This window comes from Enterococcus sp. MMGLQ5-1 (genome assembly GCF_013155265.1).
GTDB lineage: Bacteria > Bacillota > Bacilli > Lactobacillales > Streptococcaceae > MMGLQ5-1.
Genome location: NZ_JABJXU010000001.1, coordinates 363,223 through 387,849, shown reverse-complemented (window position 1 = coordinate 387,849; position 24,627 = coordinate 363,223). Strand labels below are relative to the sequence as shown.

The window sequence follows — 24,627 nt, the reverse complement described above, 5'->3', positions numbered from 1 at the left end:
CTATTAATAATAACAAATAGTTATTAATAAAATTCCTCAATTAAAATAAATCATCAAAAAGTGACAATTGGTTATCCTCAGGCAAATGATTTAAAATACCTAAATCCTCAAATTTTTCAATCAAAGTAACAGAAACCTTAGCGCGATTTTTTAGCTCATTCTTGGATAAAAATTCGCCAGACTTTCGGGCTTCAACAATTTGATTAGCAACATTTAAGCCCAAGCCATCAACCGCTCTAAAAGGCGGAATCAAGCTCTTGCCATCTTCGCCGACTACAAAATTCACACTTTCTGATTTGTATAAGTCCAGCTTAGAAATCGTAAAGCCACGTTCAAGCATCTCATTACAGATTTCCAGAACACCCAGCAAGCCAATTTCGGTATTGGCGGCTTCATTGCCTTTATCTCTAATTTCCTTCATTTTAGCCTTAACTGCTTCTTTACCACTCGCCATTACCTTTAAATCAAAATAACTGGCACGAACAGAAAGATAAGCGCAATAATAGTAAATTGGCAAATGTACTTTAAAATAGGCTACCCGCAACGCCATTATTACATAAGCAGCCGCATGGGCCTTTGGAAACATATACTTGATTTTTAAGCAGGATTCGATATACCATTCAGGTACATTTTGACTACGCATCTCAGCCTGCCATTCATCTGGTATCCCTTTTCCCTTACGAACACTTTCCATGATTTTAAAGGCCATGCCACTCTCTAAGCCCGCATGGATTAAATAAACCATAATATCATCCCGACAACCAATTACATTAGCTAAATTCGCAATATCGTTTTTTATTAGCTCCTGCGCATTACCCAACCAAACATCAGTACCATGCGATAGGCCTGAAATTTGTAGCAGCTCGGCAAAGGTTTTAGGGTGTGTTTCCTCAAGCATACCACGAACAAATTGGGTCCCAAATTCTGGTACACCGAGCGTACCTGTGCGTGATCCAATTTGCTCTTCTGTTACCCCTAATACTTCAGGCGAAGAAAAAATTTTCATCACCTCTGGATCATCGACTGGAATTTCAGCTGGATCTAAGCCCGATAAATCCTGTAACATCCTAATCATCGTCGGATCATCATGACCTAAAATATCTAGCTTTAAAATATTATCGTGGATTGAATGAAAATCAAAATGCGTTGTTTTCCAATCAGAATCAACATCATCTGCTGGAAATTGGATTGGCGAGAAATCATTTACATCCATATAGCTCGGAATAACAATAATTCCGCCCGGGTGCTGGCCGGTTGTTCGTTTAACACCGATTGAGCCTAGTGCTAAACGTGATTTTTCAGCATTATTAAAATGCTTATTGTAATCCTTCTCAAAGCCTGTCACAAAGCCATAGGCCGTTCTTTCGGCAACTGTACCAATTGTCCCAGCTCGATAAGCATAGTCCTCACCAAAGATTTCCTTAGTATAGTTATGGGCTCTCGGCTGATATTCGCCAGAAAAGTTCAAGTCAATATCGGGTACCTTATCGCCGTAAAAGCCTAAAAAGGTTTCAAACGGAATATCATGACCATCCTTGTGCATTTTAGAGTCACACTTTGGACAATTTTTCTCAGGCATATCATAACCGGAGCCATATGTACCATCCTCATAAAACTCTGAATACTTACAATTTGGACAAACATAATGCGGCGCCAATGGATTGACCTCAGTAATACCAGTCATCGTTGCCACGAATGAAGAGCCAACCGACCCCCTAGAGCCAACTAAGTAGCCATCGTCATTTGATTTTTTTACTAATTTTTGAGAAATCAAATAAATTACGGCAAAACCATTACCGATTATTGATTTCAGCTCCTTTTCAATCCGCAAATCAACCAATTCAGGTAATGGATTACCGTAAAGCTCAAAGGCTTTTTCATAGGTCATTTTTACAATTTGTTCCTCTGAGCCCTCAATATAAGGCGTATATAGCTCATTTTTAACTGGCGTAATCGATTCAAAGCTTTCAGCAAGCGCTTGAGGCTGCTGAACCACGATTTGGTAAGCCTTTTTTTTGCCGACAAAGGCAAACTCATCTAGCATTTCGTTAGTCGTTCTAAAATGAACCTCTGGCAGAGAAATCACCTTTTCAACATCACCCATTCGCATCGGTCGATTGATTTCTTGACCTGGTCCTTGACCACGTACAACAATTTCCCGATAAGCACCATCCTCTTTTTCAATATAATGAACATCACCAGAGGCAATGGCAGGCTTATCTAACTCCTCAGCAAGACGAATCAATTCCTTAATGATTTGCTCTAATTCAGCCTCATCCTTAATGGTCTCCCGTTCAATTAATGGCTGATACACCGTTTTCGGCATTACCTCAATGAAATCATAAAATTTAGCGACCTCTTTAGCTGCCTCGTACCCCTTTGATAGCATCGTATCAAAGACCTCTCCCTTATCGCAGGCACTGCCAACAATCAAGCCCTTGCGATATTTTTGTAAAAGTGACTTTGGCACACGAGGCACACGCTCAAAATATTTAACATTGGATTGTGAAACTAAAGTAAAGAGCTGCTTTAAACCAGCCTGAGTTTTAGCATAAACAGTTGCATGCGTGGGTCTGGCACGCTTATAAGAATGCGCATCAATCACTTTTTCATTTAACGATATTAAATCTGTAACTTGATATTGGTCATATGCTTTTTCTAAAAATAGAAAAAGTAAATGTCCAGTTGCTTGCGCATCGGCATCCGCTTGGTGATGATTATCCAAAACGATATTAAATCGCTTGGTTAGTGGTCCTAGACCATGGCGCTTAATATCCGGATTAATATTTCGTGAAAACTCTAAAGTGTCTATCACTGGCTGGGTAATTTCCGGTAAATCATAGCGACGATAGTTAACATTCATAAAACCGACATCAAAGGTGGCATTATGCGCGACTAAGATTGAGCCCTCACAGAATTTTTGAAAGGCCTTTAAGACCTCGTCAAGAGGTACCGCATTCTCTTGAATCATATCATCGGTAATTTTCGTCAGCGAAACGGTGAACTGGCTTAATCGATGTCCGGGGTCAATAAACATATTAAAGGAATCAATCACGTTCCCCTTATACATTTTACTAGCGGCTACTTGAATTAGCTTATTATATACTGCTGATGTCCCTGTCGTTTCAACGTCAAAAATAACATAAGTTGCTTCTTTTAAATTAGCAGAGGCTTCATTATAAACAATTGGCACCTGATCATCGACCAAATTAACCTCGACACCGTATAAAATTTTAACACCATGCTGTTTACCAGATTGATAAGCCTCTGGAAAGCTTTGCAGTCCGGCATGATCGGTAATTGCAATCGCTGGATGACCAAATTCTGCAGCTCTCGTAACTAAATCCTTGGCAGATGGAATGGCATCCATTGTCGACATATTAGTGTGAGCATGAAATTCAACGCGTTTTTCCCCTTCAGGCATGAGATCCTTCCTTGATGCATGACTGATTTCCTGAATGTCCTGCACATTCATCACATAATCATTTTGGAAGGTATTCATTTCGACATTACCACGAACACGAACCCACATATTTTTCTTTACTAATTCAAAAAGGGCCGCTTCTTCATCATTTCGAGACCACTTTTGACATGAAAAGCTAGAAGTATAATCAGTCATTTTAAATAACAAAAACTTACGACCAGTTCGTGTCGTTTTAACCTCAAGCTCAAAAATATTACCTTCAAAAATCACTCGATTTTCATCCTCGATAATTGATTTCATCGGTGAAACAAGCTCGCCATCCTTAATCCAGCGACCCATTTGAAATTTATCAGCAGTGTTTAATGAAGGCGCCTTTTTGGCTTGTTTCTCAAATTCAGCATTTTGCTGGATTGCCATCTCCATTAATTGCTCCTGTCGACTATTTTGTTTTTCGATTGAATCAGCAACCTTAGCCTCGTCCACAACTGGATGAAAGGTAATTTCTGGAAAACCATAATGCTTGAAATGCTTGGCAATTATTGGCAAATATTTTTTATGTAAGGAATCAATGCTACCAGCACTGTTCATTGGAATGACAACCTTACCATCAGCAGTAATTTCAGGTAGAAACATTTTAAAGGTGCCATTAACAATTGGAATCGCACAATTTTCCTCTTCAAAGACTAAACGCCAATATTCTTGAATTAAGCCTTCCGAAAAATCGGTTTCACAAGCCTTAATAGTTAGACGAATTGCAGCCTTATCTTGAAACGCTTGATCTAATTCAAAACGAAATTTACGGTAAATCTCAACAGGTAAAATCTGTGGAAATTGGATAAAAAAATGCCATTGATGATTTTCAAAGCTTACTTCTACCTTTTCAATATTTGCCGTTTTAAAAAGCGCACTCTGTCTTAATTCTAGGTCAAATGCCATCTGATCTAAGAGCTTTTCAAACAAATTATCAGCCATTTATTTCACGTCCCTTCCACAATCTCAACTTCCATTCTATCATTTTTTTAAGCTTGATTCTAGATAATCTATTTTAGAAAAATCAATCTCAGCGCTTAAAAAAATGTCAGCAAAATAAAACCCTAAATACAAGATCATCAACTGTGATTTTGTATCTAGGGAATTCTTTAAAAATTATTCTACTAGCTCAGGAAAGACGGCCGCATCAAATTTGCCCGCCTTAAACATCGCAATTTCCTTACCATAGGGTGCATAGGCTGTTTTTTTATCCACACCAACATAAGGTGTTTCCAAAATTTTTGATAAATTAACTAATTTTTCGTGATGGACAATCCGATTTAAAGCCTCAAAGCCAATCGTACCAAAGCCAATATTTGCATGACGGTCCTTATGACTGCCCTGTGGATTTTTAGAGTCATTTATATGAACCACTTTTAAGCGCTCTAGGCCTATTACTTTATCAAATTCTGCCAAAACACCGTCAAAATCTTCTTTGACATTATAGCCGGCATCATTCACATGACAGGTATCAAAAGTTACTGAAAGCTTATCATTCAAAGTCACACCGTCAATAATTTTAGCAATTTCATCAAATGTTCGACCAATCTCGGTGCCCTTACCCGCCATCGTTTCTAAGGCAATCTGCGCTGTTTGATCTTTTTCAAGCACCTCATTCAAGCCTTTAATGATTTGCTTAATGCCCGCCTCAGCACCAGCACCAACATGAGCACCTGGGTGAAGCGTGATTTGCTTAGCACCTAGGGCTTCACTACGCTTAATTTCTTCCCTCAAAAACTGGACAGCGAAGGGGAAATTTTCAGGCTTAATCGTATTGCCAAGATTAATAATATAAGGTGCGTGAACGACAATGTCAGAAAGTCCATTTTCTGCCATAAAAGCTTGACCGGCTTCAATATTCATTTCATCAATTGGCTTGCGACGCGTATTTTGCGGCGCACCTGTATAAATCATAAAGGTAGAAGCGCCATAGCCTGCTGCTTCCTCAGCAGCCCCAAGCAACATTTTTTTACCACTCATTGAGACATGAGAACCTATTTTCATAAAAAATCCCTTCCTATCTTAGCTAATTCAAAATTATGACCTAGGGTTAATTATTAATTGTTATTTATATAAACTTATTTTTAATATCCGTTATATTTTTAATTAAAATGGAATAAGTACCATCCGCATTTTGAATAAATTCAACACGGTCCGCATCATCATAGACATCATTAGGCACCGTAATTTCAATGCCATAGCTCAAAGAAAGCTTTTGAGTAGCCAGCTTTTGTGCTGTTTTATGCTTAATGGCTTCATCCATCTTTAGATTTGCTGAAGCCTTTGTTGCCTCTTGAAATTCTAATTGGGCGGTCAAATTTTCAGGAAAAAGTGATTCACTAATTTTTTTAGGATCAAAGGTTTCTACCTCATCCAGACTAGCAACCACTGCCTTTTGAATCGTCGATGCCATTTGAAATTCTTCTGTATCGAATGATTTCCCAATTTTCTTCGCCGTTTGCTTAATTTGCTTCAGCTGATCATTAACAGACGGCTTAGTTGAGGCTTTTAAAATATTTTCAGAAAAATATTTTATATTGGCACCATTAAACTTGATTTGTTTTTCAAGCAATAAAAATTCATCAGTCTCTAAATTTAATAAAAATGCTTCATCCGGCAGCTGTGAATCACTCGGCAGCTGATAAGGGTTCACTTGAATTTGATTATTCTCAAGTCCTGTTTGATTGGCAAAGCCTCGATTAAGCTTAACACGGATAAATGCAAAATAAGCCATTCCCTCCTGCTCGTATAGGATACAAATTAAATCATTAGCCGCTTGCTTTTCAGCAATTTTATAAGCCTCTAGCCACTTTTGACAAAATTCAACTGAAGATTGAATAAAATCTTCTTGCTTAACTAATTCAACAAGCTCATGATTAGCCTCCAGCCGACCACTTTTCAGCTTGTCAGAATAAGCACGCTCTAATTTTTTTAAAATATAATCGTGAATAACAGGCTGAGATAAATCTAATAATTGCTTTGAAATATTTAATGCCTGTTGATCAGCATCGTATAAATGTAAAATTGCTTGCTTAATATAAAAATCCAACGAAAACTCCTCTTACTAACTCCTATTCAAACTGAATATAAACAATAATCAAACGACTAACAAAACCCTAATCGGCATGATAAACATAGCTTGGATCAATTTCATCATCTAAGGCCTGAAATGCTTGCTCAATTCTTTGGGAAACAGCTTCAATTCCCGCCTTATCTAGCTTTTTAATATCAGAGATATCAATGGGCTCACCAAAATTAAGCGTAATTCGCTTCCTTAGAAAAATTTGTGAAAATTTCAATGGTCCCTGATAAACACAGGGTACAATTCTCACCCTTGCCATTTTAGCAATGACAGCGACACCACCCTTGATTTCTGTTGAATGGCGTGTCCCGCTTGGGAACATAATTAAAGATTTGTCCGTTGCCTTAAGTAATTTAACTGGTACCTTGACTGTAGAAGGACCTGGCTTTTCACGATTAATTGGAAATGCGCCTAATTTTTTGATTAGCCAGCCAAAAAACGGATTTTTAAACAGCTCCTGCTTCGCCATAAAATTAAACATCTTAGGTCTTGCACCAATCACCATAAACACAGGATCAAGCCAAGTTCGGTGTGGTGCAACTAAAATATAATTTTCATCATTTGGTAGACGATCACGATTCATGTACTTACTATTACCATTCACAATAAACAAAAAAAATCGAATGACAATTCTTAAAAATTTAAAAAGCATAATGAGCTCCCTTTTAATAATTTAATAAATATAGCTTTGAGCCAATAATCAAACACAGGTCTGTCCGTTAAGGCTTCTGCTTAATTTCTGAGTCAACAGCCTTCAAAGCAGTTTAACACCTTTTTAATTATACCTTACTCCATCATTCTTTACACCTTTTTTACAATATTATAGCTTTTTGAAATTTACTAAACAGCTGTGCTATACTAGCTACATGAATAATCAACTATTAAATGAAAATGAACGTATTGACCAGCTTTATGCGCTAGGCGTCAAAGTAATTCAAAGCAAAAAAGTCTTTAGCTATTCAATAGATAGTGTCCTACTTGCCAATTTTCCTAAAATACCAAACAATAAGGCATCAATTGTGGATTTATGTGCGGGAAATGGTGCTGTTGGCTTATTTGTCAGCCAAAAAACTAACTGCCCGATTACTCAAATTGAGATTCAGCCTGAGCTTTCAGATATGGGACAGCGCAGTATTGAATTAAACCAGCTTACCAATCAGATGACGATGATTAACGATGACCTAAAAAATAGTCTTAACTACATTAAACGCTCCTCAGTTGACTTATTGTTTTGTAATCCACCTTATTTTAAGCTGAGTGAATCTACCAAGCAAAAAAGCAATCAGCATTTGGCAATTGCCCGACATGAATTGTCTACAAATTTAGATGAGGTACTAAGCATGAGTCAACAGCTGCTCAAAACTGGTGGTCATCTAGCGCTTGTTCACCGACCAAATCGCTTTACTGAAATATTTGACACCTTACGTAAATATAAATTAACACCTAAAAAAATCCAGCTCGTCCACCCAAAACGCAATAGCGAAGCTAACATCCTGTTAATTGATGCAATTAAGGATGGTGGTGAAAGCGGCATAAAATTCTTGCCAAGCTTGATTGTTCACGATGACGCAGGTAACTACACTGATGAATTGAGGACAATCTATTTTGGAAAATAAGGCCTATTTCTATGTCCTCAAGTGCGCAGATAAGAGCTTTTATGGTGGCTATACAACGGAGCCAAATCGTCGCTTAAAAGAGCATAATCAAGGCACTGGTGCCAAATACACGCGACATCGAACACCTGTTCAGATGATTCATCTGGAAGCATTTGAAACTAAGAGCGAAGCAATGAAAGCGGAAGCTGCCTTTAAAAAATTAACTCGGACTGCCAAATGCCAATATCTTAAAAACACGAAATCAGAGCAACTGCCCTAATTCCGTGTTTTCTTTATTTTTCAGAATCAATTTGATTGACGATTGCTTTGACGTACTCTACCTTCCCTGCCTCATTTGGATGCACATCATCCTCGTAAAACCAATCAGGGTGCGCTAGGCTAATATTATACCAATCAATTAGCTTGAGATTAGAATATTTAGTCGTCATTTTTTCCAAGAGCTGATTAACAGGCTCTTGCCAACGTTTTGTTGGTACATGAACAGTCAACCAATACACTTGCCTGTCTCCAAGTACCTTCATAAAATCATCAAACTGACTTTCCGTAAAGGAACCATTGGTTCCTAGGCTAATTAATACAGTAGCCTCTAGCTTGTTTGCCTTTGCCAAATTTTGAAGCGTTTCTGAACTCGAATACAGCTGGCGACCAACATCGGCATCAACTACCATCTCTGGATAAATTTTCGTTAGTGCATCACTTGCTGATAAAAGAATTGAATCACCAAATGCCGTGATTTTTTGCTCATGTGCTGTAACAATCTGTTTATCTGTCAATTGAAATTCATTGCGAAGCTCATCAACCTGAGCCTGATCCAACTTCTTTATTTCAGTTTCAGTTTTCTTTTGTGCCTTCAAAATTTCAGCGTTCTTTTTAATTTCTTCTTCTATTTTTAGTGCTGCTTCACTTTGCTTAGATGGCGAAAAAATCATGCCGCATACACCAATAACAACCAACACTGTCATTACATAGCCGGGTAATTTATGTAAATTAGGTTTTTCTTTGAAAAATTGCTTAATTTTAGGTGCCAATTTTCGATAATCAAACCGTTTTAGTGGTAGCTCGATTAAACGGTAAGAAAGCTCAGAAACAATTAAAATCAAGACAATTTCAACTAGCGAATAAATCATTAGATGACGATTAATATCCTTTACCTTTGTCTCAAAGAAAATCATAATTGGATATTGATATAAATAAATACCATAGCTACGCTTACCAAGGTAGCTAAAGAAGGGATTAGTCAGCCAGCGATTCAAGCTACTTCCCGGATGGGCACAAACTAAGACCAAGATAATAGAAATCAAGCTCACTAGCCACATGCCACCATAATAGATAAAAGGTGTTTTGTCATTTAGAAAGAAAAATAAAAATAAAAGAATTGCAAGTGCACCTAAACCGATATGATTAAGTGTTCTTTTAGCTCTTGGCACTAGCTCCTGCTTCATCCGATTACTAGGCATGATGAAGGCAAAGGCAACACCTATTAAAATACTGAAAATTCGGGTATCTGTCCCATAATATACTCTCGATGGATCAGCATTCGGTGAAAACAAAATTGCCATCCAAACAGCCGAAGCAATGCTTAAGCCAAATAAAAATATAAAGATACCTCTCCGACTCTTAGTCAATTTTAATAAGAGCACAAAAAGTATTGGCCACACAAAATAAAATTGACCCTCAATAGCCAATGACCAGATATGGGTAAATGGCGAGCTATTGATAAAATGATCAAAATAAGAGGCACCATTAAAAATTTGCCACCAATTATTCAAATAAGTCAAAGTTGACCAGGTTACACCACGAAAATTCGTCATTAAATCTCGTTGAAAGAAAACCATGTAAATCGAACTACCGAGTAAAACAGCAATCAAGGCAGGAAAGAGCCGCCGCATTCGTCTTTGATAAAACCCTAGAATATCGATACCTTCATTTCGCTCATATTCTTGTAGCATCAAATCAGTAATTAAATAACCACTTAAAACAAAGAAAACGACAACTCCCAGATAACCGCCCTTCATTATCTCGGGTAAAATATGATATAAAATAACACCAATTACAGAAATTGCTCGAATCCCATCGAAGCCTGTAATATATCTTGCTTTTTGTCTTTGCACTTTTTCACACCCACTTAGCAAGTTTATTCCGATCTAGAATAATACACTAAAACTCCTATTTTTCTTATATTAATTCCATATTAGAAAAGCGAATATTTTACACTTATCCAAAACAGAAAATCAAATTACTTTTGACATTGTATTCAGTTTAAATCAAAACAAGAAACAATTCAAAAGATATTTCACTAAGATTTCTTATTATTTCTAAAAATAACAAAATACTATTATTAATAACCAAAACTGCATTTTTTGATTATTCAATAAGAAAAACTTATTTTAGCAATTATGCCAAAATAAGCTTTTTTAATTATTTATTACCTTTGTTTCTAATAACAAATCCTTGTTTTTTTTCTGAGCTGGTACCACGCTTTTTATCGTAAAACTTTTTATCCTTGCGATACTTATCTTTAAAATTTCTATCTTTATTATTACGATTATCACTTCGACCGCGGTTATTATTTCGACTATTACTACGATTACCCTTGCCACGCTTGTTGCTTAATGGGCGTTCAGGTGTAATATCAACCTTAATCTGATTTTCTGGATCCTTGGCCAATTGCTTCAATAAAACAGCAACCAGTTCCTCTGCCGAATGAGCTTCTAAAAGCTGAGCGACAGGCTTAGCGAATTTATCCAAGGCTTCAGATTGATTTTCAATCGTTTCATCAATCTCATCAATGGCTGATTTCAATGAGCCAACAAAAGCTTCCTTTTCGGTTGGTGGACGCATTGGTGACATTCTTTTCTTAGTTAAATCCTCAATCACGTGTAAGTAGCCGACCTCATTTGCTGTTACCAAAGTAATTGAGACACCATCTTTACCCGCGCGACCTGTACGACCGATACGGTGAACATAGCTTTCTGGATCCTGTGGAATATCATAATTAATAACATGAGAAACACCACTAATATCCAAGCCTCGTGCGGCAACATCGGTCGCAACCAGAATATCTAGCTTATTATTTTTAAAATCACGTAAAACACTCATTCTCTTTTGCTGAGAAAGGTCGCCATGAATACCCTCTGCATTAAAGCCACGCGCCTCTAAACCACGAGATAATTCATCAACTCGACGCTTGGTACGCCCAAAGACAATTGTCAGCTCAGGCTTTTGCACATCCAAAATCCGAGTCATTAAATCAAATTTTTCAAATTCCTTAACTCGAATATAATATTGATCAATTAAATCGGCAGTCATTTCTTTCGCTTTAATCTTAACATGCTCAGGCTGCTTCATAAATTTCACACCAATACGTTTAATCGCATCTGGCATAGTCGCTGAAAATAATAAGGTCTGTCTTGTTTCTGGTACCTTTGAAATAATTGCTTCAATATCCTCTAAAAAGCCCATGTTTAACATTTCATCAGCTTCATCCAAAATCAAGGTTTCAATATGATCTAATTTTAACGTTTTACGCTTAATATGATCCAAAAGACGCCCCGGCGTACCTACAACAATTTGAGGTTCATTTTTTAAGGCACGAATTTGGCGATTAATATCAGCGCCACCATATACCGCTTGCACCTTAACACGCTTATCACGACCTAAGCGGAATAGCTCTTCTTGTGTTTGAATCGCTAATTCACGAGTTGGGGCAATAATTAAAGTTTGAATCCCACGTTTGATATCAATTTTCTGTAAGGTCGGCAAACCAAAAGCAGCAGTTTTCCCTGTACCTGTTTGCGCCTGACCAATTACATCTTTGCCTGCCAAAGCTAATGGAATCGTTTGTGCTTGAATCGGCGTTGCTTCTTCAAAGCCGGCACGCTCAACTGATTCTAAAATAGCTTCTGACAATCCTAGTTCATTAAATTTCAAAAAATCTCTCCTAATTTCTGTATCTTTTTCGACAATTACTCTAGGCACTATTTACAAAATAATCGAATTCCCGAAAATGAAAACGAAGTGTGCCTACCCACCGAAAAATCATCCTAAATTATTTTGAGAAACTTTTCGGCAACTGTAATATTTTATCACGAAACGAAAAGATTAACAATACTATCCTGAAAATTTTCAGAATTCTTTCAAAAAAATAGCTCGTCTCACTAGCTTTAAATCATCTCCACCTCTGAATCAAAATATTGTTCCATGAAATGAGTTTTTTTAATGATTTCAGCACTAGAAAACATTTCATCTTCGATTGTCAAAATTCATTTATCCTCAACAGCATCGTGCCGATGAATTTTGGCAATCAGTTTGCCTTTGAATGTTTTCAATGGCGCATTGATTTTATCAGAAATAATATAAACGTCCTGCTCTTTGCCATCGCCTGCGATAAGATTTGGAATAAAACCATAGTTAAGCGGGGAGATATAGCAAATTGATCACTATAGCCGATTGGTCGATCAATTATTGCATCGTAGCTTTCCATTTTGCAATCCACTTCTCTGATAGGTCAACTTTTTCAGATTAGCCTATTTTTATTGAAAAAATGATTAACAAAAACTGATTATTTTTATCATTTTTTAAGCCGCTTCCTAGATTGTTCCAAGGAGGATTCAAATAATTTTTTGATTAACAACAAGGTTGCACTTTGCGTTTCAGGTGGTAATTTTTTTAATTCATCCGCCATATATTTTAAATTTTGCAATCGAAACGGCTCAATTTCCAATACCGATTGATAGCCTGTATCAATTAAAAGCTGATACAGACCACTAACCACTCTTTCTTTTGTTTCATTATCAACCTTTTCAAGCCAAGCCGGTATCGTTTCACGTAAATATTTGGAAGGCAGCTCTAACTGCGCCACGCCTTCAAAATGCATTTTATTAACTGACCAGCTAAAAGGATCATGCTGCCAATAGCCCGAGGCATAGCTTCTAATAATGTTTAATTCGCTTAAATCAAACAAAATGCCAATTATTGAACCCTGTGGCACTACTTTATAAATTAAACGTCTTAACAACTGACTTTTATAGCTTAGCTCATGACTTCGAAAGCCCGGACCATCAAAATTATAAATTTTAGTCAAGCGTTGACGAGATTTAGCACTCAACTCTATACCTGCAAACACCGCTAAGTTACCACCCTTTGAATGACCACCGATTGCAAATTGACCTTTATGCTGCAAGCAAAATTGCTGAACATAGGCTAAGGCTGCAATCTGTGAAGGAATTTGTGGTAGAAAGGCCATGTTAAAATCTTCTTTCCAGCCTAAAAAAGAAATGTCCGTACCACGAATCGCAATATATGAAAAAGCTGAGGTTAATTGATAAGTAATCGCAGAGAACTGTAATTCCTGATTTAAATCCTTATCATCAATGAAATCACGAAAAGTAATATTGCGATAGCGCTGGCTTTTAATCATTGCACTTAATAGCTTGGCATTGGAATGCGCATTAAAGGTTTTTTCGGTCATTTTTGTAATCATTTCAGAGCCGACAATATCCTTAAGCTGATAAGTGGATTTATAAGCAAAGGATGAAAAATCAAAGTAAGCAGATTGCGCTAGAATTAAGGCATCAATTTCATTAAAAGAATTTTTGGCAAATGATAAATCGCCGTACTGATTGATATAATCTAACATATTATTCATATTTGCCTCCTTCAGTAATGGCTTACAGCGTTTAGGCTAATAAAATTTCAGTTTATCCTTTATTTTTCTCTCGATGCTGCACAAAGTAATAAATCGGAATCCCGGCAATCGTTGCGCCAATGCCAATCATTGCCAGCATTGTTTCTTGAAATAAAGTTGAAAACATGATATATAATGCGCCACAAATCGCAATGATTGGGGTAATCGGATAAAAACTAACCTTATAGGGCCTAATCAAGTCAGGCTCTCTCTTTCTGAGAATAAAAATCGCTAAAAATAATAACAATGAAAAGGTCCATGTCACAAAAATCGCTAAATTTGATAATAAATCAAAGGTACCGAGCGTCATCATAAGCATTGCAATCGCCATAATCAATACCGCACTCCAGGTTGGAATGGCAAAACGATTAAGCTGTCTTAGCTTATTGCTAAACGGTAGTTGATTTTGCAAGGCTAAAGCATAAGGCACTCTAATGGCGGTAAAGGTGTAGCCATTAAATGCACCGTATACTGAAATCAAAATACCTATCGTAACAATTTTTCCGCCCTGCTGACCGAAAATCATCTGTGCAACCTCACTTGCAGCATTTTGATTCCCTGAAATTTGATCGATTGGCATAAATTTTAAGAAAACATAGCTAATGAGGACATAAATAATAGCAATCGCAGAAAGTCCGATAATAATGGCCTTCGGTAAGTCCTTTTCAGGCCGTTTCATTTCACCGGCGACATTACCTAGCCCAAGCCAACCATCAAAAGCAAACATGCTAGCAACAATTGCAGCACCTAAACCACCAATAATGGTAATATGCTCACCAGAGCTAATAGGTAATAACGATACATTAACCTGCCCCCTGGAAAATAAGCCAGCAATTACAATCAGACCAAGAGGAATCAATTTTAAAATGGTAAAAATTGACTGCGCACCTGTCGCTAGTCTCGTACCCAATAAATTAATACCTAAAACTGTTAAAGCGGCAATAAAAGCAATCGGTATTAATAAATGATTGGACAGATGAAATAAATTAATGCACTGGGTTGCCCAAATCACGCCAAGTGCTGCAATATTTGCTGGAAAGTAAATGAGCATCTGAATCCAACCAAAAAGAAAGCCCCACAGCTTACCATAGGTATGATCCAGATAACGAATGGCGCCACCTGTCTCTGGTATCGCCGTCGCTAATTCGGCGACACAAAGACCACCTGCAATCGTAAAAATACCTGCAAAAACCCAAGCTAATAAGGCAAGATTTGCTGAGCCCGTCACCTTTACCATCGCTGCAATTTTAAAAAAAACACCAGCCCCAATTACCGTTCCAACAACTGTTGAAAAAGCACCAATTAGACCAATTTCCTTTTTTAAGCTGTCATTTTTCATTTAATTCTCTCTTTCAATAGACCTAATCTAGCAACTCAGCCTATTTATATTTTAAATAGCATTCAATTATTCAAGCTTATCATAATTATAAATTTTTATGATTCTTTTTTAAACAAAAAATCTCGAACATCAACTATGAGAGGTTCGAGATATGAGTAATTGGTTATAGCAACCTGATGATTTAACTAGTCGACTTATTTAGCAACTGCTGTTTCAGTAATTGCTTCAACTGCTTTTTTCATCAAAATATCATGCTTAAGCATATCAGTTGAAAGCATTGTCTTAATTTGTTCAACAGGGATATTATATTGTTCAGATAATGATTTCAATTCTTCTTCAATCTCACTATCATTAACTTCAAAATCTTCTGTTTTAGCAATTGCTTCAATCACTAAGTTTGTTTTAACACGAGTTTCAGCATCTTTAGCGTATTGATCATGCAAATCTTGTTCAGAAGTACCAGTAATTTGGTAATAAGTTTGTGGATCAATACCTTGACGTTGTAAGTTACCAAAGAATTCATTCATTGAACGATGAACCTCTTCATGTACCATTTCTTCTGGTAAATCAACAACCTCAGCATTACCAACAGCTGCTTGAATCGCTGCTTCTTCCTTAGCTTCCTGAGCAGCTGTTGCTTTTTGCTCAGTCAATTCTGCTTTAAACTTTTCTTTTAGCTCTACCAAGGTTTCCACTTCATCATCTACATCTTTAGCAAATTCATCATCCAATTCAGGCGTTTCTTTGGCCTTCACTTCATGGATGGTTGTCACAAAAACAGCATCCTTACCAGCTAAGTCAGCTGCTTGGTATTCTTCTGGGAAGGTTACTTCAACATTTAAGGTTTCACCAGCCTTATGACCGACTAATTGTGCTTCAAATCCTGGAATAAACGAACCTGAGCCTAATTCTAATGAATGATTTTCAGCCTTGCCGCCTTCAAATTCTACACCATCAACAGAACCAGCAAAATCAATCACAACGACATCGCCATCTTCAGCAGCTGTATCTTCTTTAATCACGAATTCAGCTAATTTTGATTGCTCAACCTTTAATTTAGCATCAATATCTTCATCAGTTACTTCTTCACTAGGTACTTCAACTGCTAAATTTTTGTATTCGCCTAATTTAACCTCTGGTTTGGTCACCACTGTTGCTTTAATTACCCAATCTTCACCCTTGTTCATTGATTCAATATCAATTTTAGGCTGCGCAACAACATCTAATTCTGCTGCCTTAACTGCCGCTTCATAGACATCAGGTAAAATCGCATTTAACGTATCTTCATATAATGCTTCTTCACCATACATCCGATTGAAAACTGATCTCGAAACCTTTCCTTTACGAAAACCAGGTACATTAAGATTTTTTTTCGCTTTGTTAAAAGTTTTTGTCAAACCTTCTTGAATTGTTGCTTGATCAATTGAAAAAGTTAATACACCATCATTTGTGCCTTGCTTTTCAAAATTTACTGACATTATATTCCCTCCAAAAGGTACTTTATCTTATCAAATACATAAAGCCCATATGTTTTTTTGCATACTTGTTTATCATAACCAAAAATAATGAAAAAGTAAATAATAAAACGATGAAAATAGAAAAGCGATGCTGGATCAAGCTAATCATCGAAAAGTCAAGTAATACTCAAATATTATTTGGTATGTCTTTCATCATAAATCTGTATTAGTTTCCTAAAGCGGTGATTAGCAGCAGACTTGGTTAATCCTAAAACCTGAGCAATTTCTGCGACTGACTTTTCAGGAAATTTCAGTCTTAATTCAGCAATTTCTTGAATTTTTTCAGACAACTGATTGAAAGTACCATTCGCTTTCATTTCTAAAATCATTTCAATTTGACGGCTTGAAGCATCCACCGTTCGATTCATATTTGCCGTTTCAAAGTTAAGCTTACGATTGACGTCACGCTTAATTTCTTTAATGATTTTGGCATTTTCAACCTGAAGCATCGCTTTAGTCGCGCCAGTAAATAATAAAAATTCTGAAATATCAGCTGAATTTTTTAGATACACAATTGTCCCATTTTTTTTCTCAAATTGCTTGCCCTTTATCCCAATGACCTCAAGCATTTCTAATAAATCGACAGCCTGTTCATCATAAACCGAAAACAATTCCAAGTGATATTGACTCTTTTCGGGATTTCTAACACTGCCACTCGCTAAAAAAACGCCTCTCAAGTAGGCTCTTATATTGTTGGTGCTTTTTTTGATAGCATCAGCTACACCGATTTTAAAAGCTAAGCCATCTAGTATCTCTAAATCATTTAACAGTTCAGTGCTAGCATCGCCAACCTGCACCTGATAAACATGATGACGTCCAAATTGAGACCTTGTTTGGACAATCAATTGGCTTTTAAGACCATAAATCTGCTTGATTAATGAAAAAATCCGTCTAGCAACAACTGAATTTTGGGTTTGCATGACTAGACTGAGACCCTTATTTGATAAATTAATGCTACCAAGCATTCTAATCAAGGCGCTAAGCTCAGCTCGAGCCTGTTCACCAGAAGTCTCGATTTGGGATAACTCTTTTTTTACCTCAGTTGAAAAACTCATCTGCCACCACCGTTAATCTAGTCATTTATTTTAAACTTAAACTAATTTCATTAATTCCGCAGTCACCTTTTCACCATCATGAAAAGCACCACCGTTTTCTAGCTTCAATAAATTAGCGGAAATCACTCGACTACCTGCCTCTCGTAAGCCATTGAAATCATGGCGTACTTGAACTAAATATTCATCAAATTGATTATTATCCATGTAATCCTGAGGGACAGGCTCAATATTTACCAAAACCGTATCTACAATTTTGCCACCTAAGTGCTTATTGAGCATTTGAACGTGTTCGGCATCCGTAAAATGCTCTGTTTCGCCACGTTGCGTCATAATATTACAGATATAGACTCGTTCGGCATCAGTTTGAAGCATCGCTTCCTTAATTTGTGCTATCACTAAATTTGGTAATACACTCGTAAATAATGACCCAGGTCCCATCACAATCAAGTCGGCATCCAAAATGGATTGCACCACTTTTCTGGCAGCCTTGGGTGTTTGGTTATCATAAGTGTTGGTTACAAAAACATGATCAATTTTTCCAGCATAGCCAGCAATCTTAGATTCACCAGCAATTTCAACGCCATCTTGAAAAACTGCATGCAAAGTCAAAGCACTCTCAGAGGAAGGATAGATTTTTCCACGAGCGTGCATCATATGTGATAGAAGCTGAATTGCATTATAGGTTGAATCCTGCATTTCCGCAACCGCAGCAATAATTAAATTACCAAGCGGATGATTCGCCAAATAACTATCACTTGTCTTAAAACGATACTGAAATAGTTTACCGTAAAAAGCTGGTAAGTCACTCATCGAAATCAAGACATTTCGTAAGTCACCGGGTGGTGCAATATTCATTGCTTGCCGTAAATCACCAGAAGAGCCACCGTCATCTGCAACTGTAACAATTGCCGTGATTTCTGCATCGTAGCGACTAAGACTATTTAAAATGACAGGTAAGCCCGTACCGCCACCGATGACAACAATTTTGGGCGTTCTCATGAGCGATTCACCACCTCTTTACGTTTTTTAATATCTCGATGTGTGATATTTACCGGGAAGTGTTCTCCCAATGCATTACCGACACGCTCGGTAAAAGCAACTGAACGATGCTGTCCACCAGTACAGCCAATCGCAATTGTGAGGCTGCTTTTTCCCTCCTTTTCATATTGGGGAATAATTGGCTCTAAAAGACCAATTAGGCTTTGATAAAAGGCCTCTGAGGCTGGCTGAGACATGACATAATCAAACACAGGCTGGTCGAGTCCCGTTTGACTACGCAATTCTTTTAGATAGTATGGATTTGGCAAAAAACGGACGTCCATTACAATATCAGCATCTAACGGTAAACCATATTTAAAGCCAAACGAGAGCATTTCGACTCTGAAGCTTTGTAAATCCTTTGACTTAAATTCATTTTGAATTTTTTGACGTAGCGCTCTTGGTGAAATCTCACTTGTATCAAAAACAAGCGTTGCATATTGTCGGATTGGCTTTAATAATTCACGTTCCTTATTAATACCATCAACAACCAAGCCATTTTGGCTTAAAGGATGGCTTCGTCTAGTCTCCTTATAACGTGCCACTAGCTCTTTATCACTGGCATCCAAAAATAGAATAGTGAGCTCAATATGCGCATCATCCAATAGCTCATTGAGAATCGTTTGAATTTCTGAAAAAAAGGCACGACTTCTCATATCAATTACCAAGGCAATCTTATTATATTGATCATTTGGTTCAATTAATTCAATAAATTTTGGAACAAGCGTCGGTGGAATATTATCAATCGCAAAATACCCCATATCTTCAAAGCTTTGAACAGCTACCGTCTTACCTGCACCACTCATTCCTGTAATAATTGTAAGTTTTAATTTTCGACTCATTTTCCCCTCCTTAAAAGCAAGTCATCAAGCTATCACTTTCATTTTACCATTTTTTATTTTATTCTAATTATCTTTTTTTTGCTTTAACATAAATTAATTTTAAATTTTATAGCTTATCCTTGAGATATTTTCCGGTAAAGCTTTTTGGATTTTTAGCCACTTTTTCTGGGGTACCTGTTGCCAAGATTTCACCACCACCATCGCCACCTTCAGGTCCTAAATCAATGATATAATCCGCCGACTTAATCACATCCAAATTATGTTCAATCACCAGAACAGTATTACCTGCATCAACTAAGCGAGTCAGAACTGCTAAAAGGCGATCGATATCGGCAGTATGTAGGCCTGTCGTTGGCTCATCTAAAATATAAAAGCTCTTGCCAGCAGATTTTTTATGCAATTCACTGGCGAGCTTCATCCGCTGTGCTTCACCGCCTGAAAGCGTCGTTGCTGACTGACCAAGTGTGACATAGCCTAATCCAACATCAACAATTGTTTGTAGCTTCCGCTCAATTTTCGGAATATGTTGGAAAAATTTTAAACCATCCTCTACAGTCATTTCTAAAATATCAGCGATATTTTTACCTTTGTAAAATACTTCGAGTGTTTCAGAATTATAGCGCTTGCCATGACAAACCTCACAGGGTACATAAACATCTGGTAAGAAATGCATCTCAATTTTAATGATGCCATCACCATTACAGGCATCACATCGGCCACCTTTAACATTAAAACTAAAGCGCCCCTTCTTATAACCACGTATTTTGGCTTCATTTGTTTTAGCAAATAAATCCCTAATATCATCAAATACACTTGTATAGGTCGCAGGATTACTTCTAGGTGTTCGTCCAATCGGGCTTTGATCAATATCAATTAATCTCTCGATATGATTAATACCTGAAATACTTTTATATTTGCCGGGCTTTGCCGAATTTCGATTAATCTTTTGAGCAATCACCTTTTTCAAAATTTGATTAATTAAAGTTGATTTGCCAGAGCCTGAAACACCGGTAACTGCAATAAATTGCCCTAGTGGAAAAGTAACATCAATATTTTTTAAATTGTTTTCACTTGCCCCCTTTAGCACAATTTTTTTACCATTGCCTTTACGACGCTGCTTTGGCACAGCGATTTCACGCTTACCAGATAAATACTGTCCTGTTAGTGAGCTTGGATTTTCAGCGACCTCTTGTGGCGTACCGCTAGCAACAATCTCACCACCGAGATGCCCCGCCCCCGGTCCAACATCAATTAAATAATCCGCTGCTCGCATCGTATCCTCATCATGCTCGACCACAATCAAGGTATTCCCCAAATCACGCATTTTTTTGAGTGATTCAATCAGACGGTCATTATCTCGCTGATGTAAGCCAATTGAGGGTTCATCTAAGATATAAAGCACACCTGATAGGTTTGAGCCAATTTGCGTTGCCAGCCGAATCCGCTGTGCCTCACCACCAGATAGTGTCCCAGCCGAACGACTTAAGGTAAGGTAGTTTAAACCAACATTTTTAAGAAAGGTCAGCCGCTCACCTAATTCTTTTAAGATTGGCCTAGCAATCATCGTTTCACTTTCAGAAAGTGTCAAATCGAAAATAAAAGTAAGCGCTTGTTCAATGGATAAGGCACAGACCTCACCAATACTTTTTTGATTTACCTTTACTGACAATGCCTCCGGATTTAAACGGTAACCATGACAGCTTGCACAGGGTAACTCATTCATATAGCTACGCATCTGTTCTCTGGTAAAATCGCTATTGGTTTCTCGATATCGGCGTTCAATATTCGTCACAATTCCCTCAAAAGGAATTTTAATATCTCGAACACCGCCGAAATCATTTTCATAGTGAAAATGAAACTCTTTGCCCTTGGAGCCATATAAAATTAAATCCTGTTCAGCCTGTGTCAGCTTTTCAAATGGGGTATCCATATCAATTTCAAAATGGGTCATCGCCTGTTCAAGCATTTGCGGATAATAGTTCGAGCTGATTGGATTCCACGGCGCAATTACACCCTCTCTGAGTGTTTTACTGCGATCTGGTAAAATTAAATCTACATCTACTTCTAGCTTAATGCCTAAGCCGTCACAGTCAGGACATGAGCCAAAGGGCGCATTGAAAGAAAAAAGACGTGGTTCAATATTAGGTACCGTAAAACCACAGATAGGGCAGGCATAATGTTCACTGAAAAGTAGATTTTCACCGTCAATCACATCAATTTCCGCATAGCCATCAGCCAGCCTTAAAGCAGCCTCCATCGAATCAAAAAGCCGCGAACGAATGCCGTCTTTAATGACAAGTCGGTCAATGACAATTGAAATGTCATGCTTTTTACTCTTGGATAATTCAGGCACCTCGGTAATTTCATAGGCTTCGCCATCGACGTTGACACGTACATAGCCCTCACTTTGAATCCGTTCAAATATTTTTTTATGCTGACCTTTTTTACCACGAATAATTGGTGATAAAAGCTGAATTTTGGTTCGTTCAGGCAATTCTAAAACCTTATCCACCATCTGCTCGATTGACTGTGCCGTAATCGGAATATGATCATTTGGGCAAATCGGCACGCCAATTCTTGCAAACATCAGCCTAAGAAAATCATTGATTTCTGTTACTGTTCCTACCGTTGAACGTGGATTTTTACTGGTTGTTTTTTGATCGATTGAAATGGCGGGTGATAGGCCTTCAATACTATCCACATCTGGCTTGTCCATTTGACCTAAAAACTGTCTGGCATAGGCAGAAAGACTCTCAACATAACGTCTTTGTCCTTCTGCATAAAGTGTATCAAAGGCAAGCGAGCTTTTCCCTGAACCCGATAAGCCAGTGACAACCACTAGCTGATCACGCGGGATAGTAACATCAATATTTTTTAGATTGTGGGCACGTGCACCACGAATCACGATTTTATCATTTGCCAAAACTACACTCCTTCACAATTCTCAATTATCAATTCTTAATCGTCATAATCGTATCTCGAATACTTGCTGCCAATTCAAAATCTAAGATTTCGGCAGCCTTATGCATTTCTTTTTCAAGCTTTTTAATTAAATTACGCTGCTCTTTTGCCGTTAATTTAGAGTAATCAGCTGATTTCACCTCTTCTTCAACAGACTTCGTAATCGCAATCGAATCACGAATATCCTTAATAATCGTTTTTGGGGTGATATGATGCGCTTCATTATAGGCAATCTGCAAGGTACGCCGACGTGTTGTTTCATCCATTGCATAGCGCATCGATTCTGTAATTTTATCGGCATACATAATCACCTTACCATTAGCGTTTCGAGCCGCACGTCCGATGGTCTGAACCAGTGAACGCTCACTACGCAAAAAGCCCTCCTTATCAGCATCTAAAATTGCAACTAAGGACACCTCCGGTACATCAATACCTTCACGTAAAAGATTAATCCCAATTAGCACATCGAAAATACCCAAGCGTAAATCACGAATTATCTCAGTTCGTTCTAAAGTCTTAATATCACTATGGAGATATTTTACCTTAACACCCATTTCCTTTAAATAATCAGTTAAATCTTCAGCCATTTTTTTGGTCAAGGTCGTCACAAAGACACGTTCATTTTTTTCTGCTCGTTGGTTGATTTCGCCAAGCAAATCATCAATTTGTCCCATGATTGGGCGTACTTCTATCTCTGGATCTAAAAGCCCTGTTGGTCGAATCAATTGTTCAATCACGGTATCAGTTTGCGTCGCCTCATACGGTCCAGGCGTCGCTGATACATAAATAATTTGATGGACACGTTCTTCAAATTCCTCTAACCGTAAAGGGCGATTATCCAAGGCACTTGGCAAGCGAAAGCCATAATTCACCAGCATTTCCTTTCTGGCCTTATCCCCATTAAACATTCCACGAATCTGTGGCATCGTCACGTGGCTTTCATCAATTACTAATAAATAATCCTCTGGAAAGAAATCAAGTAATGTAAAAGGTGGCTCGCCTTCACTACGTCCCTCCATATGACGCGAGTAATTTTCAATCCCGCTGGTATAGCCCATTTCACGCAGCATTTCAATATCGTAGTTCGTTCTTTGGGCTAATCGTTGTGCCTCTAACAGCTTACCTTCGCCATTTAGCTCAGCCAAACGAAGCTCCAATTCATTTTGAATCCGTTGAATTGCTTCCTCCATGCCCTCATCATTTGTCATAAAATGTGTTGCTGGAAAAATTGCCAAGTGATCAACCTCACCAACGATTTCTCCCGTCAAGGCTTCTACTTCTCTAATTCGATCAATTTCATCGCCAAAAAACTCAATCCGAAAAGCGTGCTCATCACGACTCGCTGGGAAAACCTCTACAACATCACCACGAACACGAAAACGACCGCGTTGAAAATCAATATCATTGCGTTCAAATTGAATATCCACTAGCTGATTTAATAGCTGATTTCGACCAATTTCTTGCCCAATACGTAGTGAGACAACATGCTCCTGATATTCCTTCGGACTACCTAGACCAAAAATACATGAAACAGAGGCAACCACAATAACATCATTTCTTTCTAGCAATGAAGATGTTGCTGAATGTCGAAGCTTATCAATTTCATCATTAATGCTCGCATCCTTTTCAATATAGGTATCACTGCTTGGTACATAGGCCTCCGGCTGATAATAATCATAGTAGCTGACAAAATACTCAACTGCATTATTTGGAAAAAATTCCTTAAATTCACTGTAAAGCTGACCAGCCAGCGTTTTATTATGCGCAATCACCAATGTTGGCTTATTAACTTCTTGGATGACATTAGAAATTGTAAATGTTTTACCTGTCCCAGTCGCCCCTAATAAAATCTGTGCCTTTTCACCACCAATAACACCGTCTGTTAACGCCTCAATTGCCAACGGCTGATCGCCACCAGGCTGATATTTAGAAACGAGCTCAAACTGCCTATTTAAATCTTTTTCAATCATCATTTCACCTCATCTGTTCAAATGTTCCATTGTTCTATTTTAACACAGCCCGACAATTTCCTATAAT

General features: G+C 37.7%; 16 protein-coding genes and 1 pseudogene. 2 read left to right on the top strand and 15 right to left on the bottom strand.

Annotation, left to right across the window (positions count from 1 at the left end; genetic code table 11):
- Positions 1-40 precede the first annotated feature (40 nt).
- The 4 genes from HOY35_RS01735 to HOY35_RS01720 all read right to left on the bottom strand — a co-directional run bounded on the left by HOY35_RS01735 (position 41) and on the right by HOY35_RS01720 (position 7,188).
- Positions 41-4,396, bottom strand: coding sequence for a PolC-type DNA polymerase III (locus HOY35_RS01735; RefSeq protein ID WP_172210288.1), 4,356 nt, complete (start codon positions 4,394-4,396; stop codon positions 41-43).
- Between the two features lie 174 nt (positions 4,397-4,570).
- The gene (locus tag HOY35_RS01730) at positions 4,571-5,458 is read right to left on the bottom strand and encodes a deoxyribonuclease IV (RefSeq protein ID WP_172210287.1); all 888 of its coding nucleotides are present in this window, start codon (positions 5,456-5,458) and stop codon (positions 4,571-4,573) included.
- Positions 5,459-5,522: 64 nt separating this feature from the next.
- Complete coding sequence (locus HOY35_RS01725) at positions 5,523-6,503, bottom strand: nucleoid-associated protein (protein ID WP_172210286.1); 981 nt, start codon at positions 6,501-6,503, stop codon at positions 5,523-5,525.
- 67 nt (positions 6,504-6,570) lie between these two features.
- Positions 6,571-7,188 (bottom strand): 1-acyl-sn-glycerol-3-phosphate acyltransferase, encoded by a 618-nt coding sequence (locus HOY35_RS01720; RefSeq protein ID WP_172210285.1) that lies wholly within the window; start codon positions 7,186-7,188, stop codon positions 6,571-6,573.
- Positions 7,189-7,402: 214 nt separating this feature from the next.
- Between HOY35_RS01720 and HOY35_RS01715 the strand changes: the two genes are divergently transcribed.
- Entirely contained in the window at positions 7,403-8,152 is a 750-nt protein-coding gene (locus HOY35_RS01715; protein ID WP_249641445.1) for a tRNA1(Val) (adenine(37)-N6)-methyltransferase, read from the top strand.
- A complete protein-coding gene (locus HOY35_RS13420; RefSeq protein WP_249641444.1) occupies positions 8,142-8,411 on the top strand; it encodes a GIY-YIG nuclease family protein in 270 nt (89 codons plus the stop codon). Before HOY35_RS01715 ends, HOY35_RS13420 begins: the two co-directional genes overlap by 11 nt.
- A 13-nt stretch (positions 8,412-8,424) precedes the next feature.
- On the opposite strand, the gene HOY35_RS01710 is transcribed toward HOY35_RS13420, so the two are convergent.
- From HOY35_RS01710 to uvrB, 11 genes and pseudogenes are all read right to left on the bottom strand, one after another.
- Entirely contained in the window at positions 8,425-10,263 is a 1,839-nt protein-coding gene (locus HOY35_RS01710) for an acyltransferase family protein (protein ID WP_172210284.1), read from the bottom strand.
- 307 nt (positions 10,264-10,570) lie between these two features.
- Positions 10,571-12,082 carry a DEAD/DEAH box helicase gene (locus tag HOY35_RS01705; RefSeq protein ID WP_172210283.1) on the bottom strand — a complete coding sequence of 504 codons (1,512 nt, stop codon included), beginning with the start codon at positions 12,080-12,082 and terminating at the stop codon, positions 10,571-10,573.
- A gap of 233 nt (positions 12,083-12,315) precedes the next feature.
- A pseudogene (locus tag HOY35_RS01700) lies at positions 12,316-12,635 on the bottom strand (inorganic diphosphatase).
- 87 nt (positions 12,636-12,722) lie between these two features.
- Positions 12,723-13,799: an Mbeg1-like protein gene (locus HOY35_RS01695; RefSeq protein WP_172210282.1), complete on the bottom strand. Its 1,077-nt coding sequence runs from the start codon at positions 13,797-13,799 to the stop codon at positions 12,723-12,725.
- A 52-nt stretch (positions 13,800-13,851) separates the two neighbouring features.
- Positions 13,852-15,177, bottom strand: a complete 1,326-nt coding sequence (locus HOY35_RS01690) for an APC family permease (RefSeq protein WP_172210281.1) — start codon at positions 15,175-15,177, stop codon at positions 13,852-13,854.
- Between the two features lie 194 nt (positions 15,178-15,371).
- Entirely contained in the window at positions 15,372-16,655 is a 1,284-nt protein-coding gene (tig, locus tag HOY35_RS01685) for a trigger factor (protein ID WP_172210280.1), read from the bottom strand.
- A gap of 173 nt (positions 16,656-16,828) precedes the next feature.
- Complete coding sequence (gene whiA / locus HOY35_RS01680) at positions 16,829-17,749, bottom strand: DNA-binding protein WhiA (protein WP_172210279.1); 921 nt, start codon at positions 17,747-17,749, stop codon at positions 16,829-16,831.
- 36 nt (positions 17,750-17,785) lie between these two features.
- Positions 17,786-18,748 (bottom strand): YvcK family protein, encoded by a 963-nt coding sequence (gene yvcK / locus HOY35_RS01675; protein ID WP_172210278.1) that lies wholly within the window; start codon positions 18,746-18,748, stop codon positions 17,786-17,788.
- On the bottom strand, positions 18,745-19,629 hold the full coding sequence (rapZ, locus tag HOY35_RS01670) for an RNase adapter RapZ (protein ID WP_172210277.1): 885 nt from the start codon (positions 19,627-19,629) through the stop codon (positions 18,745-18,747). Before rapZ ends, yvcK begins: the two co-directional genes overlap by 4 nt.
- Before the next feature lie 106 nt (positions 19,630-19,735).
- Positions 19,736-22,552, bottom strand: a complete 2,817-nt coding sequence (gene uvrA, locus HOY35_RS01665; protein WP_172210276.1) for an excinuclease ABC subunit UvrA — start codon at positions 22,550-22,552, stop codon at positions 19,736-19,738.
- Between the two features lie 28 nt (positions 22,553-22,580).
- A complete protein-coding gene (uvrB, locus tag HOY35_RS01660) occupies positions 22,581-24,560 on the bottom strand; it encodes an excinuclease ABC subunit UvrB (RefSeq protein WP_172210543.1) in 1,980 nt (659 codons plus the stop codon).
- Positions 24,561-24,627 lie beyond the last annotated feature (67 nt).

Excerpts from the sequence above, each read along its gene's own strand:
- HOY35_RS01735 (WP_172210288.1), bottom strand. The coding sequence starts at position 4,396 with ATGGCTGATAATTTGTTTGAAAAGCTCTTAGATCAGATGGCATTTGAC.
- HOY35_RS01730 (WP_172210287.1), bottom strand. The coding sequence starts at position 5,458 with ATGAAAATAGGTTCTCATGTCTCAATGAGTGGTAAAAAAATGTTGCTT.
- HOY35_RS01720 (WP_172210285.1), bottom strand. The coding sequence starts at position 7,188 with ATGCTTTTTAAATTTTTAAGAATTGTCATTCGATTTTTTTTGTTTATT.
- HOY35_RS01715 (WP_249641445.1), top strand. The coding sequence starts at position 7,403 with ATGAATAATCAACTATTAAATGAAAATGAACGTATTGACCAGCTTTAT.
- HOY35_RS01695 (WP_172210282.1), bottom strand. The coding sequence starts at position 13,799 with ATGAATAATATGTTAGATTATATCAATCAGTACGGCGATTTATCATTT.
- HOY35_RS01690 (WP_172210281.1), bottom strand. The coding sequence starts at position 15,177 with ATGAAAAATGACAGCTTAAAAAAGGAAATTGGTCTAATTGGTGCTTTT.
- tig (WP_172210280.1), bottom strand. The coding sequence starts at position 16,655 with ATGTCAGTAAATTTTGAAAAGCAAGGCACAAATGATGGTGTATTAACT.
- whiA (WP_172210279.1), bottom strand. The coding sequence starts at position 17,749 with ATGAGTTTTTCAACTGAGGTAAAAAAAGAGTTATCCCAAATCGAGACT.
- yvcK (WP_172210278.1), bottom strand. The coding sequence starts at position 18,748 with ATGAGAACGCCCAAAATTGTTGTCATCGGTGGCGGTACGGGCTTACCT.
- rapZ (WP_172210277.1), bottom strand. The coding sequence starts at position 19,629 with ATGAGTCGAAAATTAAAACTTACAATTATTACAGGAATGAGTGGTGCA.
- uvrB (WP_172210543.1), bottom strand. The coding sequence starts at position 24,560 with ATGATTGAAAAAGATTTAAATAGGCAGTTTGAGCTCGTTTCTAAATAT.